At 39.5% G+C, this 17227-nt stretch carries 11 protein-coding genes; 6 read left to right on the top strand and 5 right to left on the bottom strand.

Going from position 1 to position 17227, the window contains the following annotated elements:
- Positions 1–52: 52 nt before the first annotated feature.
- Positions 53–565: an RNA methyltransferase gene (locus PAND9192_RS05145; RefSeq protein ID WP_060997437.1), complete on the bottom strand. Its 513-nt coding sequence runs from the start codon at positions 563–565 to the stop codon at positions 53–55.
- 98 nt (positions 566–663) lie between these two features.
- Positions 664–1164, bottom strand: a complete 501-nt coding sequence (locus tag PAND9192_RS05150) for a hypothetical protein (RefSeq protein WP_087852821.1) — start codon at positions 1162–1164, stop codon at positions 664–666.
- A gap of 450 nt (positions 1165–1614) precedes the next feature.
- Between PAND9192_RS05150 and cspE the strand changes: the two genes are divergently transcribed.
- Both cspE and PAND9192_RS05160 read left to right on the top strand, forming a co-directional pair.
- Positions 1615–1827 (top strand): transcription antiterminator/RNA stability regulator CspE, encoded by a 213-nt coding sequence (cspE, locus tag PAND9192_RS05155; protein WP_060997435.1) that lies wholly within the window; start codon positions 1615–1617, stop codon positions 1825–1827.
- Between the two features lie 503 nt (positions 1828–2330).
- The gene (locus PAND9192_RS05160) at positions 2331–3287 is read left to right on the top strand and encodes a metallophosphoesterase (RefSeq protein WP_159458201.1); all 957 of its coding nucleotides are present in this window, start codon (positions 2331–2333) and stop codon (positions 3285–3287) included.
- Positions 3288–3600: 313 nt separating this feature from the next.
- On the opposite strand, the gene PAND9192_RS05165 is transcribed toward PAND9192_RS05160, so the two are convergent.
- From PAND9192_RS05165 to PAND9192_RS05180, 3 genes are all read right to left on the bottom strand, one after another.
- A complete protein-coding gene (locus PAND9192_RS05165) occupies positions 3601–6165 on the bottom strand; it encodes a restriction endonuclease-like protein (protein WP_087852823.1) in 2565 nt (854 codons plus the stop codon).
- Between the two features lie 85 nt (positions 6166–6250).
- Positions 6251–8113: an MrcB family domain-containing protein gene (locus tag PAND9192_RS05170; RefSeq protein ID WP_087852824.1), complete on the bottom strand. Its 1863-nt coding sequence runs from the start codon at positions 8111–8113 to the stop codon at positions 6251–6253.
- Between the two features lie 1242 nt (positions 8114–9355).
- Entirely contained in the window at positions 9356–10204 is an 849-nt protein-coding gene (locus PAND9192_RS05180; protein ID WP_087852825.1) for a BrxR family helix-turn-helix transcriptional regulator, read from the bottom strand.
- 217 nt (positions 10205–10421) lie between these two features.
- Between PAND9192_RS05180 and PAND9192_RS05185 the strand changes: the two genes are divergently transcribed.
- The 4 genes from PAND9192_RS05185 to PAND9192_RS05200 are packed head-to-tail and all read left to right on the top strand — an operon-like array spanning position 10422 to position 16862.
- Complete coding sequence (locus PAND9192_RS05185) at positions 10422–14084, top strand: ATP-binding protein (RefSeq protein ID WP_087852826.1); 3663 nt, start codon at positions 10422–10424, stop codon at positions 14082–14084.
- Positions 14081–14719, top strand: coding sequence for a hypothetical protein (locus PAND9192_RS05190; RefSeq protein ID WP_087852827.1), 639 nt, complete (start codon positions 14081–14083; stop codon positions 14717–14719). Before PAND9192_RS05185 ends, PAND9192_RS05190 begins: the two co-directional genes overlap by 4 nt.
- On the top strand, positions 14719–16017 hold the full coding sequence (locus PAND9192_RS05195; RefSeq protein ID WP_087852828.1) for a hypothetical protein: 1299 nt from the start codon (positions 14719–14721) through the stop codon (positions 16015–16017). Before PAND9192_RS05190 ends, PAND9192_RS05195 begins: the two co-directional genes overlap by 1 nt.
- A complete protein-coding gene (locus PAND9192_RS05200) occupies positions 16014–16862 on the top strand; it encodes a DUF7281 domain-containing protein (RefSeq protein ID WP_087852829.1) in 849 nt (282 codons plus the stop codon). The genes PAND9192_RS05195 and PAND9192_RS05200 overlap by 4 nt, the downstream gene beginning before the upstream one ends.
- The last annotated feature ends 365 nt before the right edge of the window (positions 16863–17227 follow it).

A 17227-nucleotide genomic window follows, 5' to 3' on the forward strand; every position in this document is an offset into this window, starting at 1 on the left:
CCGCCGTTCATCATTGATACGGCGATAATCTATCAAGATTTTTATAGTATTCTTATTTAAGACTTACGCGAAGATTATTTTTATTATCTCGATTTTGGCGAATATGTTCATCGCTTTGAACTATATTCTCTTGTTTAGCAAGACGATCGTATAAAACAACATTAACGGATGCTGCTAAATTCATACAGCCAACAGTTGGCACATAAACAACATGATCGGCTCTATCTGCTACATCCTGTGAAATAGAACCATCTTCAGGGCCAAAAATATAAATTGCTTTTTCTGGATGCTCAAAATGCGGCAGTAATGTTGCGCCTTCAGCAAAATCGACACAAACAATTTTCATATCTTGTGGCAGATTATCAAGCATGGATTCAACACCAGATAATGGGATGCTCTGCGCCATCTTCTTAGTATCAGTTTGAAACTTTGCAGCTTTATCGTAACGAGTTCCGGTATAAATAACAGCATCCGCTTTATAACAGCCTGCCGCTCTGAGTACAGCACCTATATTTGTTGGACTTTTAGGATTACTTAATCCAATGATGACTGATGCATCTTTCATGTCAGAAATACCTTATTTTATCGCTTAACCGCCAATGTAAACTAGCGGTTATTATACTGAAATTGCCACTTTACAGAAAGTGGTAACCAAACTAACCACTAACTTTCATTATTATCCATTAACCGTTGAAACAACCACCCTTTCGCTAAGTTATCTATTGCTTGCTGCATTAAGGCATCAATCTGTTGAGCTTCATTACCGTCATACATATCAAGGATAGTTGTAAAGAATGGCATATATGGCATGATTGATATATACAATTTATTACTTTTAGGCACTGCTTTTACTTCAATATCATAAGCTTTTAGATTGCGCGATTCTTTATCGATAAGGTGTACTAAATTAAAACGAATATTATTAGCATTTTTATCATCAAGAGTCGCACGATAACCCACTCGGTTTTCATCTTCACCAACCGTGTTATATTTTCCGTCAGCAAGATCTACCCCTTCTCGTATAACTCTTACTAACATTTCTGCGCGATCAAAAGATACAACCGTAACAGAAGATGGTTCATCAGAAAAATCCTCAATAGAATCCTCTTCAATGTCATCATCAAATATAGATCGGGTATAGGTTGTTACAATATGATTTGTCATACTTGTGACCTTAATGTTTTTCTTTATATGAAAATATTTTGCTAGATAAGGGTTATACGGAATTACATTTCATCTGCAATAAAAATTTTTAGTCTAATTTACGACAATCACGTACTTACTTACAATTTACCCTTACATAGATTTTATCTGGCATTATTTTTACACATTTAAAGCCTTAAATTCATATAATTAACGACAGATAGAACCATATCAATATAATTATCAACAAAAACAACTGTACAAAAAACGTACAAATGATATTATCTGCCTCGTTCTGTTGTTCAGGACGTTATTAAATGCAACACCAAGTAACAGTTAAACCTTTAGCTACATCAACGTTATCGTTTTGTATCTCAGTGTTTCCCTTGTTTTGGCAGTAACATTAATAATTTAACCACTTAATACATCGCATTTTAGCGGTTAATTAATCATCTATATAAGGGGCATCACATGTCTAATACATCAACTGGTTTAGTAAAATGGTTTAACGAAGAGAAAGGTTTTGGTTTCATTACTCAAGACAACGGTGGTGCTGATGTATTCGTTCACTTCCGTGCTATCGCTTCTGAAGGCTTCAAGACATTGGCTGAAGGCCAGAAAGTGTCTTTTGAAGTAGAACAAGGTCAAAAAGGCCTACAAGCTGCAAACGTTGTAGCTTTATAATTTATCCTCGCTGATAAATAACAAAATGCTGGCTATGGCCGGCATTTTTTATATCTGCTGTTTTTCTTGACGCTTGTTCATTATCAATTGCTATGATTTAGCATAAACTAAAAATATCTTTTTAATAGTAAAACTGTTTTACTGATCGACCGAATATAAAGCATACTTTAATCCATATATTTAGCTAAAATACTAGCAGTACTGTATTAAGATAATACTTATTTTATAGGATTAATTCATTGAATTTTGTTTTAGATAATATTGGCACAATAACGTCATTTTTATTAGTGTTTACCGTTGTTGTTAGTTGGTTATTTCGCTCTAAAGAGTTTGCTATCATTAGAGGCGTTATTTTAACGGTTTATAGTTTAGTTTTTGTTACTATATTTGACACTCTGGTTAGCTTCATCCCTCCTTTTATCGTACTGTTGTTATATAGTTTGGTCTTTATAGACACCTTGCTTCTTATTCGACCAAAGATGCAACCTCTTTGGGTTCGCGTTATGATAAATTGGCCAGGGCAATGGTTTTTAGGTGCAACGATAATCGCCTTTCCTTGGGCCCTATGGTTAGTATTTTTTAACAGTACAGATCTCTTGTATGTCCCTTATATACTTGGTTTAATCGGTATATTACAAAATTTCCGCATTTCTGAAGAAAGTGTTGTTATCGATTTAAATGATAATGCACAACCATCACAGCTGAGTCGCTTAGAGTTAGCACCGCCACGTTCAAATAATAACGATACGCTACAGATTATCCAGTTAACCGATCCGCATTTAGGCCCATATATGTCTGTAGCTCGACTTCAGCATATTTGTAAAAACGCAATCGATAAACAACCGGATCTTATTTTATTAACAGGCGACTTTTTGACCATGGAGTCAAAAGGATCAGTACAAACACTGTCACAATCCCTTCAGCCATTAAAAGACTATCGCGGTAAAGTGTTCGCTTGTATGGGTAACCATGATTACGAAGCACCTGAAATAGTAAAAACAGCCTTAGCTAACAATAATATTACTTTGTTGATAGATGAAGCGCAGATAGTACAAACTCGACTTGGCCCTGTTGAAATTATTGGCTTTGATTCTCACTCTAAAGATAGAAAACATAAACTCAGTAATGCAATCAGAAGCTTACCTAATAAAAAGAATGTCATCGCAAGTATTGCCATGCTGCATGATCCAACTCACCTTTCAGATATACCCCTAACGAGCCACCCTATTGATTTATATTTAAGTGGCCATACACATGGTGGCCTTATGGGACTTGTCAGTTTAGGATTAAAAACTACAGTAATCAGTCTATTTTCAAAATCGCCAGATCATAGCTTGTGGGGAATAGATAATACTAAGCTATATGTACATCGAGGTACTGGACATTATGGCTTCCCTTTTCGATTAGGCGTACCAACAGAGCATAGTATTATTAAGGTTAGATTAAAGAAATCAAAATAATATTAACAGTAATAGTACAGTGATAATTTAGGCTTCGATTTACTGTGCTATTACTGCCATCAACTCATCTCTATCTGATAAATTATTAGCGTAATTATGAGCAAGAACGGTGGTTTTCTGAATACAACTCTTATTACTCAGTAAGCGCCCTATGGCCCCACAGGGCGTTTACTAAATTCCTCGGTGTAACTACTCCCCTTTGCCATAATTTTACTCTTTATAGTTTGATTACATTTTTACCATAAAAAGTGTCTATGCTGTTCAGGCCGAACCAGTTACTCACTTCACCTTCTACATAATTAATAAAACTCGCTCACACCATTGCCTCTTCATAGACTTTTTCAACCTTAGTGAACTTAGTGACGTTCTCTAGACAAGTTAAGGTTGTGAGTCTCATTGAGTTTTTCATGGGCCGATGTGGCACGTTGGTTACCGGAGTTTGCAACGAGAGCGGTTTACCTAGCTCAAATAAATAATACAAATCATCAGAGTCTGACCTCTTACCAGCTTGATCTTCGGTAATGGCATAGCGTGGTAACACAGTTACACGTTTAACCGGCCAAAGTTTGTTAATTTGCTTGGTTGAACTGTGGATGTCAGAGGTAGACGCCAACGCTAAATAGCGAATTTCTTCGGCAATATGCTGCTTAAATTTCCGCAAAAACGTACTTTGCGGCAGGTGATACCACTGCGCTCTACCTTGCTCAAATTTTTCAAAGTAGTCATTATCACGACCACGTTGCCCACCCAATGCCACTGTCATAGTCAAATCAGGGTACAACACTTGCTTCATGCCAGCATACGGAATTCTAGCTGCTTCTTGTACATAGAGTCTTTCTGCCATACCTGCTGGATACATCACCTCATTGTCTTGTCCTGCTTGTGTCTTCGGCACAGTGCCAATTTGGGCTTTCAGGAACTCTAGCAACCACTGATGACCGGAAAAACTGCTCTTAGTCTGGCTAGGATCAGTTTCACTAAGTTCATTTTGGCTAGGTAACAGGGCAAACGCGCCAATACCCACTTCCTCTATTGCGGCTGCGTAGGGATTTAGTTTTGTAGCTTGATCAAAAAAACCAGGGTATAAAGCAAACGCACCAAAAACTGGGCGGCTTTTCTTAGGAGATTGGCCAGCGTTTCCACTTGATGGCGATTCAAGTACGTGAGGTTCTGATAAACGAATCAGAGCATCACGATAACGGTGCATTTGGTTAATGGCATCGTCTGGCACATAATCAGTACTTTCAATATCTTCATTGCTGTCATCAAAACGGTTTTTATCAGTTTTAATGCGGTACTTGGCATCAAACAGCCAAATAAACTGCTTCTCTTCTGATGAGTCTGAACTTAGGCTTTTAGGCAATGTCACTTCCAACACAATATCCGGCTCTTGGCTAACCAAGTACGAACGGATTAATTTTCCTTTTTTGGTAAATTTAGGCTCGTGTGCCAGCCTAGCTATCACGCCATCACTACGTTTAAAGCGAAAAGCACCGGCAAAGCCATCTTTAAGTTGGTACTCAAAAAAATCATTTTGAGTGAGCTTCGTCGCACCGTTTTCTACCAATTCAAAGCCGAGATCCTGCTCTAAAATTTGTTTCAAACACAAAAAGCACCACACTTCATAAATCTCAGCCACCGACTTCATCGAAATGCTCGACTGATTGCCAAATACATCTAAATAAAATTTCAGCTCCTGCCAAACGCGATACACCGCGCTATAACCAGTTTTTTGCTGTAGCACTAACGACTCGCGACTTAATCCTGTATATGCGCCAACCTCTTTTAAAAAACTTTGGCCTAACACTTTTTGTAGCGGCTGCTGCCAACTATGTAACTCATTCAAAAATGAATCAGACAACCGTTGCCGTTCTGGCGCTTGGTTACTTTGCCTAAGATTTTGTTCAAACTCCGCTAATTGCCGTTTACTTTTACTCACCACCATTTTGATAAAACGGTTCTCAGAGGTATCGACACTCAATTGCTTTTTTTCGAGCGCGTAGCGCTTATCGTACTGGCCATTAGCAAAGTCTTGCTTTACTTGCTCAGCTAACTTATGTGGCAGACGGCCTTTTAACTTGGCGGCTTTAATATTGGCCACTGTAGGTTGCAAGCGACTATGTGGTGCAGCACAAATCACTTTTAAACCTTGCTCAAAACGCTCCCTCAACGCTGCAAAATTAGCCAACCATATAAGTGGGAAATGCCCGCGTTGCTGGCTAGTCGCAGCGTCTTGTTCAGTTTTTTCTACCAAACTAAAGCGCCAAAGAGGGTAAACCTTGTCAATAGCTTGGTACATGGCAGGCAAGTCCTGGTGCAGCACCATTTTGGTTGGCAGCACTTCAAACGCAATATGTTGAGTCTGTATTTTACCATTCAGCTCAAAAGTGAGTGGCAGACGTAACCATCCTACATTATTGCAGGTATTGATGGTGCCGGTTAAACGTGCAGGCACTACGCCTCTAGTGGTTTTTACTTCGGGGGCAAAACGAAATGCCTCATTCACGCTTTGGCTACGGTGGGTTAACCGAGCGTTAGTTACTTCGCTAAAAAATACCCACTCAAACTGGTACTGAGTATTCTCAAAAAACAAAGGAGAGTTTAATGTCAGCTCAGCGTGTTTCGCTAAGCCATTTGCAACAAGCTCACTTTCATCTAACTCATTTTTTGCAAAACTATCTGCAACTAGCTCTTGCTGTTTAATAGTATTGCTCAGTGTAGCTGCAGGCGCAAAGCGCAATTTGTAGCTAGGTTGTGCATGATTAGCGTTCACCCTGTGCGCCATTGTATTCTGGTACATGCTCAACCGCTGACTAATATCATTAGTCCAGACCGAAAACTCAAAGTCGGGGGTTTGTAATCGTATTAACTCTGGCATTCCCTACAACTCCTTACGCCATCGCTGTGCTTGTTTTGCTTATGGGTTGCATTCATTGCAGAATACATCAAATCACACCAACCCATTAAGGCCAAAAGCTGGTAAAGGTGGCATGGGCTAATCGCTTGCTCATCCATTCCAACTTAGCTTTCGAACGGCAAGGTATGCGTAGCACTTTTAGCTCATCTGCCACATCACCATCTATTGCTTTTTCACGATATAAATCAGGGCGTTGCTTTTCTTCTTCCGTTGCAGACGCTAACCAAATTGGGGCTAATTGGTCTACTAATATAGCGCTAAGCTCTTCCAACAAATCCTTGCGATTTGATGTAGTCAGTTTGTCGGTATCGCCTTCTATACGCGGCAGAACCTTACACATCATAAAATCGTCCCACACCGCTTTTAGGGTCAAGTCATCTTGTGGTTGACTGCTGGCAACCGCAAGGAGTAATTCATTAAGTGCACGAAACGCCAATTCAAATGGCGTATTTTTTAGCACTCCGTTAACAGCCGATAAAAACGCTACGGTTTTAGTGCCATCAGCATCAAAGGTATTGATTAAATCGGCTTTGCTGGCATTTGACCAAATAGGGTAGCTAAGTCTTTTATTACTACTGCTTGGAACGAAGAAATCATTATAGTCGTTAGGGAAAAAGGCACCAAAATCGAAGCTCAATGCACGGTCAATCACTTTTCGTGAAAAGCCATGCGTGGTTTCATCCATATTCACCGTACCTGCGACCAGTAAGTTAAACGGAATGCCTAAACCATATTGGCAAATATGTACCCACAGCTCATCGTATTGCGCACCATCAAAGCCTAGTGCTTTGCGTAGTTTGTCTTTATCAGCGACTTCTTTAATGGTGGCCGGTTTTAATAAAGCATCACAGCTGTAGGTAAAGCTGTCATCGGTCCAACGCCATTCGCGAGTTTCTAACACCGATAAATAATCAGCAAAATACTGCTCAACAGGGGCAAGGTTCATTTCATCCAAGCACAACCAGTAAGGCAGCACCTTATCTAACGCATCACGTTCACCAGTTACTACTAATCGCTTGCCTAGGTCATCGCTATCTTGAACTTCAACGGTTAAGCCACTATAAGCAATCGCACGCCAAGCTTTGGCGATAAACTGCAATACATCCGTGGTGACGTACTCAGCAGCACCATTTAAACGCGAGATATAACCCAGCAAATCACTCGGTTCATGCCAATCGGGGCGCACCGAGGTTAAACAATAAGTTTCAGCAAATTGGCCAGAAGTTTTTGCTTGCTCGCGCACAAAACGAGTTTTCCCTGTGCCAGAAATGCCAGCTAGAAGGAGGAAGGGCTTGGAAAGAAGCTGCGCGTTACTTATTGCTGGCATTGAATGCTGATTAGCCTCTAAATTTACATCCGCATATATTTCTAATAATTCTATTAACTCGGATGTAAGAGTATTTTCATCGGGCATATTTTCTAAAGGATAAAATTTTGCTCCAGCTGAAGCCCATTCATAGGATTGGCCTAATACCGTATTAGATCGCAAATCAACTTTCTGATCCCAATCATCAAGTCGATTATCTAACTCCCTTATACTGTTGCGCAATGCCTCTGCTTTCTTCCTTGCTAGAGCTGTTCCATATTGCCTCTTAAGCTCTGTAGTTCCAAAACCCAACGAGAGATAAACACCACTACCATCTGAACGGAACAAATAAACTGGATAAATACCGGACTGTGTTGATTCTGTGATTTTCGGATTGAGGATCGACAACCAAGGCACGTCTGCCCAATTTCCTGCTCCAGCACTCGCTTTTATTAAATAGTCTGTTGGAGATAGCAGTTTTTTTTCTATTGCTCTAATTAAATCTTGCCTTAGTAAAGCGGCTATCGGGTGACCAGTAAACGGCTCTTTTTTAGCTTGAACCCAACCACCAGCTATTTCTGTTAAAAGTTGTCTTAAACTCATATATACCCTTTATACCAAGACTAAGAAATTATGATATTTCAGTTCTATTTTTTATATTTGCATATTCAGAAAATACCAGCCTTACAATTCCTAACCATCCAATGTTCTCGACACATTACTGACAAGTGCTACTGGCTCAGTCATTGATTGTGGCTGTTGCTCAGCGGTCACTTTTAATAATTGCTGGTTTTCTTTCGACAGCACATTGGCCACCGATTTGAGCGAGTCGAAGCAGATATCAACAGGATAATCGGGATCGGGCTTTACCCTTTAATCCCAATCACACAGCGCGATTGTTTGGCGTTTTTCATTGCTTTACTCGCTTTTATTTACTTACAATCTCTACTTTCCCCTCACTACTCTCAAAAAATCCAGCACCAGCCAATGCGTAAAACAGCGTTTGAACAATCAAAATACTGCACGCTTATACAATAAGCTGCACATCTTATCAACTACTGATAATAGCACAACGATATTTCCCATTTAGGGCGATAACAATCCTCCAGAACAGGAAGTACAACACCAATACTCTAGCGATATTATCCGCTTTATACTTTGAACCTCACCAAATACTTATGTTGACTGATGGTTCACTGCAAGGCGACAAGTCCACATAGGATTCATCGTCTCGTTAGTCATCCAAAATACATTCGTAAACGAGTGTTGTCGAACAGGTAGAAGGTTTGTGGGCTGGCAACCATACAAAGGCATCACAGACAGCCACTAAGGATTGCTTTCCGAGAACTCAGCATCCCAATCATCCAGATTCGATTACCATAAGTAATTCAATTAATGATAAAAAAATATTCTTTCGTTCCTTAGTTGAGAAACTTTGGGGGTAAACCTTATTGTATATATAGAAGTGGTTTTAACGGAATGGGACAGGACGTTAACCACAAAAAGACAGGGCTAAGTTTTTGATTAGGGTAGAAACAACAAAGCCCCAGCGTGAGCTGAGGCTTTATTATTTGAATTGGTGCCCGAGGACGGACTTGAACCGTCACTCCCGAAGGAAACGGATTTTGAATTCCTTGAGTCACCTTTGCAGCAGTTATCAAGTGTTGGATCTTGTTAAATAGTACTGTTTATTGTCTTGGGTTTTGTTGGATATTAATAGGCACAAAAACCTGAATTTATCTTCAAGCTCATTGCTGGACATAAGTTCCTTAGAGTTTATACTTAAATTTGTAAATGATGGATAGCTTCAAGTATAGAAAATTCACTTAACTCAGAGCCCAAAAATTAAAGGGGCAGATCTAAGATAACTGTTAGTTGGTACACTTCTGGTTGTTCCTTTAGCAATTTTTTATCAAGTGTAACGCCCATACGACGTAAATAATAATGCATTAAAGCCTTTCGTGTAACGATTGGAAGCTTCTCATTTTTCATCCCATAATCTTCAGCAACGATACGCTGTTGTTTCTCGGAAAGATTAGGATTGGGAGTAATATTTGCTCTAACTTGATAATTCCAGTCTTCATCATGTTCTCGAGTATTTACTGATTTATCCATTAAATCTGGTTCATTTCGAAAACGACTAAGAACGAAGTCGCGAAACTCACGTTTGTCTTCACAGTAGGCTCTCACATGCCATCTGATACCATCATATACCAAACTATGAGGCGCAATTATTCTACCTCGCACCTCAGGTGTAGAGAGCGACACGTAGTCTATATCTACGCGAAGGTTAGCCCTTGCTGCCGCGATTAATCCTCGAACGATGTTCGGTGATATAGCTCTTTCGGGAACATTCAATACGGTCGATTGAGCTTCCCCCCAATTAAAAAACTCAAAGGTCTCTTCTTGGTTATATTGCTGATGAAGCATGAGCAGGTACTCATGAGCCGTTCCTTGAGTAAACAAAGGTTTAAAGTTGTCTGCTGGCCTATAGCCTTTAATCGCTCTATCCAGTATCAATTGATCTTGGTCAGTCAAGTTAATGTACTTGTTAATATCCCTAGAAGCTTGTTGTCGCCCTATATGAAAAGCATCACATAGGTGATTTGTCGTCAGTCTACCCTCCCACAGAGCGATAATTTCAATTAGTCGAAATCGTACTTGTTGGTCCCATTTGATATCTGTTTGACTCATGTTCGTGCTCATAAATGCTACATGTTGATGTATACAGTGTATACATGTATTGAAAAGGTACATATATTTATTATGGAAATAGAGAAAGGAAAATAGAGTCAGGAATCATTACTGTGAGAGAGTCGATGGTATTGAAAGCTGTTACCTGATTTAGTTATCACAAATTAAAATTGGTTTATTTTCAATCAAATAAACAACAAAAATCAGGAAAAATACGATGATGTATGCCGGATTGACTAAAGTTATCGCAATAAATTCTTATCAGAAAAACAAGATGTTTTCAGAGTATTACTTTGACTCTCCCACTCAGATCACTGGCGGTAACGGAGAAGGAAAAACATCCTTATTAAGGCTTATTCCGTTCTTTTATGGAGCTACTGGCACGCAGATCGTCAGGAAATCGAATGTTAATAAACCCTTCGTAGAATGGTACTTACCACACAGCAACAGTTATATTGTTTTCGAGTACATTACCGCTCGTGGTCAAGTTGCTCATGTCATTTGTTATCGAAACCTCAGTACTAAAGGTGGCATTGTTTACCTTTTCGTTAAAGGTCAGTTTGAGCAATCAGTGCTCATTAAACAAGATAGCGAAGAAAAGCCATACGCTATCGGAAGTACAAAGCTAGCCACTGAGCTGAGCAACAAAGGTTTTGATTATGAGTCTCGTATTACTAGCGTCAAAGAGTACCGCGAAATTATCCAAAACATTAATGCAGGGAATTTGAGCAATCAGTTCTTAAGCTACTCTTTGTGTTCGGGTCGTCATGATGTCCGTCACATTGAAAAAATCACGGCGGCATTGATTCAGGGCGAATTCAATATGGCTGACACTAAGGAGCTTTTCCTAAATATTCTCGAGCAAGGAAACAACACATTAGAGTTTGGTGTAGATGCAAACATAATTGAACAATGGTGCGATGACTACAGCAGTCTAACAGCTTTCCTAGATAAAAAAGACGCATTCATTGGAGCTATTGCGAACAATAAGCAGATCGCCTATCTAACCACTCAGCTCGCAAATGTCTTGATAGTCATTCGTGATACGTCTGAAAGCCTTGATGAATCTCTTAAGAAAACTGAACTGGATCGCTCAGATTTTCTTGAAACTAGTGGCATTCAGATTGGCGAGATTAATGAAAAAAATATTGATAAAGAAGTTCAAAAGAATGCACTTCAACGCTCTATCATAAGTCTTAATTCTGAGATTGAAGTACATCACAGCAAGCTTATAACATACGAAAATAATGGTTACCCAGAACTGTCGGTTAAGCTTAAGCGACTTCCAGAAATGGAAGACAAGGTGGCTCAACAAAGACAAAGTTACGCCGATCTTGAAATCAAGGTAAATGATGCCAAAACAAAGTACGAAAAAGACAAACAAAGCCTTAATAGTAAGTTCAATAAGGAAAGGTTTGATCTAACGGAGCAAAAACTTGATGCCGAGAAAGAGTTTAAGATTAAGCAAGACAAGATAGACGCTGTGTATCAGCCGCAGTTAAAGGAGATGACCGAATCTCATACGAGTTTTACAGCTGATAAATCTCAGGCTCTTATGGAACATAAGGCTGAACTCGCCACTCAAAAGCAACGACTAAAGAATCCAGATATTGATGAACTTCTCATTGAACAGAGAGAGCAGTTGGAGTCTGAGAAAGACAGATTACAAGAACAAGTAGACATATTAAAACACACGACCCTTATGGGTGAGAAAGATGGGGCTAGTTTACAAACTAAACGTGAAAAGCTACTCGAAAGATTAGAGAACACTCGTCGTAACAAACGTGATGCTGAAGCCAGATTCAAAGTAGTCAGCAACCGATTAGATCCAGATTCAGGTACCTTGTTCTCGTTCTTAGAAGCTAATAGAGATGGATGGCAAAGCTCTCCACTTGGTCGTGTTCTTACCGATGATCTTTTGATGGATACGACACTCATACCATCGATGACTGAAGACTCAGGTTCTATGTTTAACTTGTACATCGATACGAGCAACTTAGCTGATTGTAGTGTAACCAACAAAGCTGATATTGAAGAGCAGGCTCGATTGATGGACCTTATCGATGAGCTTGACGACGCAGAGGCCGATTTAAATAAACACATTTTGAAAAATGATTCTGCTATTAAACAGTCAGCTCTAGAGTTGTCACGACTACGTAATGAGCTGCGAAACGCTGAGAGTGACCTAGCTCAAACTAAGGTTAATCTTAACAATAAGAAAATAGAGATTGCTCATGCAAAAGAGGACTTAATCGAAAAAATCAATTTAAGTATCAAATCAATTAACAAAGCTATTGCCCTAATTGAGCGAGAAATCTCAGTAACGCTTGAACGTTTTGAAGAGGCAAAATTAGATCTAAATAACGACAGGCTTACTCAAATTGGCAATATTGAATCATCACTTGCTTTCACGCTCAGCGCTATCGACGAACTACTTACAAAAAGTTCTCTGACGTTAGGCGAGAACAAACAGCGTATCAAAATGGAGTACGACCAGCGGTTAAGTGAGCAAGGTATTAGCGGTGAAATCTATCAACGCTATAAAGAAGAAATTGAATTTCTTGATAATGAGATCAAAAACTTAAAAGCGAAGTCTCATAAAATCAAAGAATACGAGACATGGATTGCTATTTATGAAGTGGATGACCCTAAGAGACGTGACGATCGCAATACTAAGGTCAAAGAACTTGAAACGGTGTATCAAGAGATTAAATCTTTTGAAACTAAACTGAAAGAGTTGAGATCCGAAACTAATCGAACCCAAAAAGAGTTTGATGAGAAGCTATTTATATTGAAAAACCACAAACAGCGAGCAGACAGTGCAATCTCTCGCCTAACTCACTACGTGATATTTGAGGGCGAAGAAGGAAGCCAAGAAGCGCTCGATTATAACGGCGATTTAAATTCACTATTGAGTGATGTGGAGAGCAAACTCCCAGAGTTAGAGAGGCTTACTAAGCAACGCAAAAAAGATATACAACAGATGGAAACTATCACTCTCAACCTCGGTGACGGGGAGCTGTATCGTTTCTGGAATGAAAGCAGCCGAAACACCATTACAGAGGATATTGTTGCTAGTGACTCTAAGCGAATAGATATTCTAGAAATCATCATGAATGACATTATTCCTCAAGTGACCAGTATAACAATTGAAAGCGCGGTTAACATGGGGCGTATGCTCGTTGACTTCAAGCATCGGCTACTTGGCTTCGATCGTGATATTAAGAAACTTGGTCGTAATATCTCTGAACAAGTAAAACTCAATAACACGTTCTCGGTGGTTGGTTCTATTGACATTAACGTTGAGAGTTCACTTTCCAAACTACAAGGTTGGCAAGATATTATTAACTTCTCTGAGATTTACGAAGAGTGGGATAAAACGGGATCTGCTGAGCTACCAACCAAAGAGTTTTTCAATGCTTTAAGTACACTGACGTACCATATTAGTGCCGAGAAAGTTAAGAAGCCTACTGAGCTGTTTGACATCAAATTTGAAGTTATTGAGAACAACCAGCGTAAAACGGCTAAAACAGATAAAGATATGCGTGATTTAGCCAGTAATGGTACGAACTTACTCATTCAATCCATGTTGTATTTAGCACTACTAACGCAACAACGTGGAGCAAGTCGACTATCCATAACTTACCCAACCGATGAGATTGGTAAGCTGACAGCAGAAAACCAAGCCAAACTGCTCAAAATGATGGGAGCACACAACTTCAATGTTATCGCAGCTCAACCCGATGGCAATAATCGTACAGCCAATTTATTTAAGTACCTGTACCACTTAACGCCTTACAAGAACATTTTCAACAAACCTAAAGTAAGCAAACTCACGTTAGCCAAAGCCGCTGAAACTAGCAAAGGAGTAGAAGCATGAAGCCAGTATCACAAGTCCTAGAGTCTCTACTTAGTGGTCGTTTTATCTGCCCAGTAACGGATCGTGAAGCTTACAAGACGCTTAAAGACGACCGTACACACCGAGAAATTAATCAAGCGTTGACTCTTATGAACCGAGAACTCCAGTGTACGAGCCGAACCAGTGCCTATTATGTCACCTATAAAAGTATCGACGATCACAATCGTCGTCAGGTGACCGCGCTGATGAACAATATACACGGTATTATTCGACCAGTAGTTAAGTTTGTGGCGACAGTCAGTGAAGCTGCTCAAGTGGAAGCCGTGATGGTTGGTGGTGATGAGTTAAGTGTACCAGTGCTGAGTGCACAGATCCAATCGTCTCCTAGCTTGATGGATAAACTCGATAGTATTTATCGACTCCCAAAAGTGAGTCGAAAAAAAGTACGTGACAGTGCAACTGAAAAACTCAATGTAGTCGTCGAGTTTTTAGTTAAAGAAGGGGTGGCTCATTTAGTAAACAAAGAGCGCCAACTCTATGTGATGACGGGAAAATTAGACTTTGTTTACGAGGTGCTCGATTTCATCGATACGCATGAAAAGCTTGTTGAGACAGTTAACAAAGCAAACGAGAACCAAGAGGAGTTCGACTTCTGATGAGCTCTCAAAACAATGGAAAACATGGTGGTGTCAACCACATGCTTAGCTTAATCAGCCAAGCAAAGGACACATTAACGCATGTTTTTGAAAATGGCACGATACGTGAAACTCATGAGAACGCCAACGATCTACGTAAGTTAAAAGAAGCCCGTGTTGTTATCGTGACAAGCCGCGGCTACCGTGTACATCCTAAGATGGAAGCACTGATGAACTATTTCCTTGAAACGGAAGCTAGTTCATTTCTTGGAACTCAACACGCTGAGCGCATTCCAGAAATACAGAACCTCGCACAAGAATATCTGGAAGCTAAATTAAATGGTAAAATAGAACAAGAGGCTGATAGGTTTAATAGCCTTGAAGGGGTAGTCTATGAAATCATAATGGATTTGCAAGAGTCTTGTCGTCGCCTAAGAAACCGTATCAGTTATGACTTTGGTTATGGCCATACGCTCGTCCAAAAACAAAAAGAGAACCAAGTCGCTATAGATCAAGCTGAAAAGCTTGTTAGTGGTATGAAAGCTTTTTCTTTTAAGTTGTTGAGTGAAACGGCTGGAGATAACTCAGAGCTCAACACCTTGTTTTGTAATGAAATGCACAGAGCTATTCGTAGTTGCCAACAAGAGCTCGGCTCTATCCTAATTCAACTTCGAGCTTTGATGCTGAAGTATCGTAACCGAGAACGTGATAAAGACCTGATCAACGCCTTCGATCGGTTTATTGATCAAGAGCCACACTGGACACCAAGTGAAGATTTGATTTTGCCCGATGAGATAGCAAAGCACGATGGCATACCTACATTTTGGCTTTCAGAGCCGATTGAATTTGCGCACCATCCAAATCCTGATGATATGGACCAAGAGCCAGAATTGGCCGATATTGTTGAGAAAATCACGGCACAACCTGTCGAACAAGATGAACTTCCGGTTGTTGAAGAAGCTGAGCGCCGAGAATTGACACTTGATGTTGAAATACAAGAGCTGATTGAAGCGGACATTGATTCTCATTGCGATAACTTTTTTGCTGAAGCCTTTATAGGGAAGGAAAAAACCAATATTTCCGCCTTAGAATATTACGAGCAAATCAATAGTGATTTACCAGAAGATCTTGACCAGCTCACTTGTGCGAAAGATGTGTGGTTATTTAGTGTTCTTAATTTCCATAGTTCAATGCTTCCCGAAGATAGCAAAGGGTTTATCGTCGAGCCTATCGGGTCTTATACCTATTTAGCAACAGGTAGTAATATAGGTTACGGCAATCTTCACTTAGAAGATGTGTCTATAGCGAGGAAACTGTGAGTAGAATTATTGATGATATAACTGGTAGTGATTTAAATCGGCTAAAACAGCTTTTCTCTCCAGCGAAGGTTAAAGAAGGTGCCAATGTAGCGTTGAGTGGCGTGTTTGATACTTTTCACCGTGATTTTAGTGTTGGGATTGCCAGAGGAAAAAATTTACAACTGACGTCTAGAGATATACGTCAAATTAGAAAAATAATTAAAGAACAATCAGGTTTTGATCTTTTAACTGATCCTATCCCGAATTCTCGAACGGAGATGGCTCAGTTCTTTCCAAATGAGAAACTAAGTTCAAGGCCTGTAAAAGACAAGGTGATTAAAATTTATGGGGTTTTGTCCACGAACATAAATGGCAAATCATATGATTTAGAAGAAGGTATGAATATTGAGATAGCTTTAAGTCATTTAAAGAGCATTGAGCACAGTCAAGTTGTGATTGTTGAAAACTATGAAGCGTTTTCTCAATTTAGGTCCATTACTTCGGATGTTTGCCTCAATCCACTAGTTATATATCGGGGTGATAAGGAAAGTGGTGTTATATCAAAGGAAATTGCTAAGAGTTTTCTGCAAATTGAGCTTGTTGCTTGGTTTGATACCGACCCTTCTGGTATTTCTTTCGCTGTAGCATCGGGAGCAAGCCATATACTTATTCCCTCAATATCAAGAGAAGCTCTTATTGAGCATGGGAATTCCACTCTATTTGAAGATCAATACAGATATTGGGAACGAGTATCAAAGGTACTCCCCTCCAAGTTAGAGGCATTAATCTCTAGTGTAGAAAAAGGAATAACACAAGAATCAATCGTTGCGAACAGCATCCCTTTAGTCTTGTATCCCCTCAAGTAATATTTAAAAAAGTAGCTTTATGTCCATTAGGCTACTCTGTAAATCAGTCATTAGCAAAAGTAAGGAAGAGTCGGATCAATCTGCAAAATTGGAATGGGAAAAATTGTGTTACAACGTTATGTAGACACGAAAATCACCTATAACTTCTGTTACAAAAAATATCGAATCGGGTCATTTTTAATATAAATATACATTTCAATCCATACCACTGGCCCAAACCCAATTAAGCATGCTCACCAAGACTTCCGTCATTGAAATCAATAAGACTTATCAATTTTTTATCAGTAAGTATTAATTTCTACTACTATTTCACTACACCAACTTTTTACTCATAAGCATCCAGAGACAAAAATATGCGAGCAGAA

Source organism: Photobacterium andalusiense (assembly GCF_900185625.1).
Lineage (GTDB): Bacteria > Pseudomonadota > Gammaproteobacteria > Enterobacterales > Vibrionaceae > Photobacterium > Photobacterium aquimaris.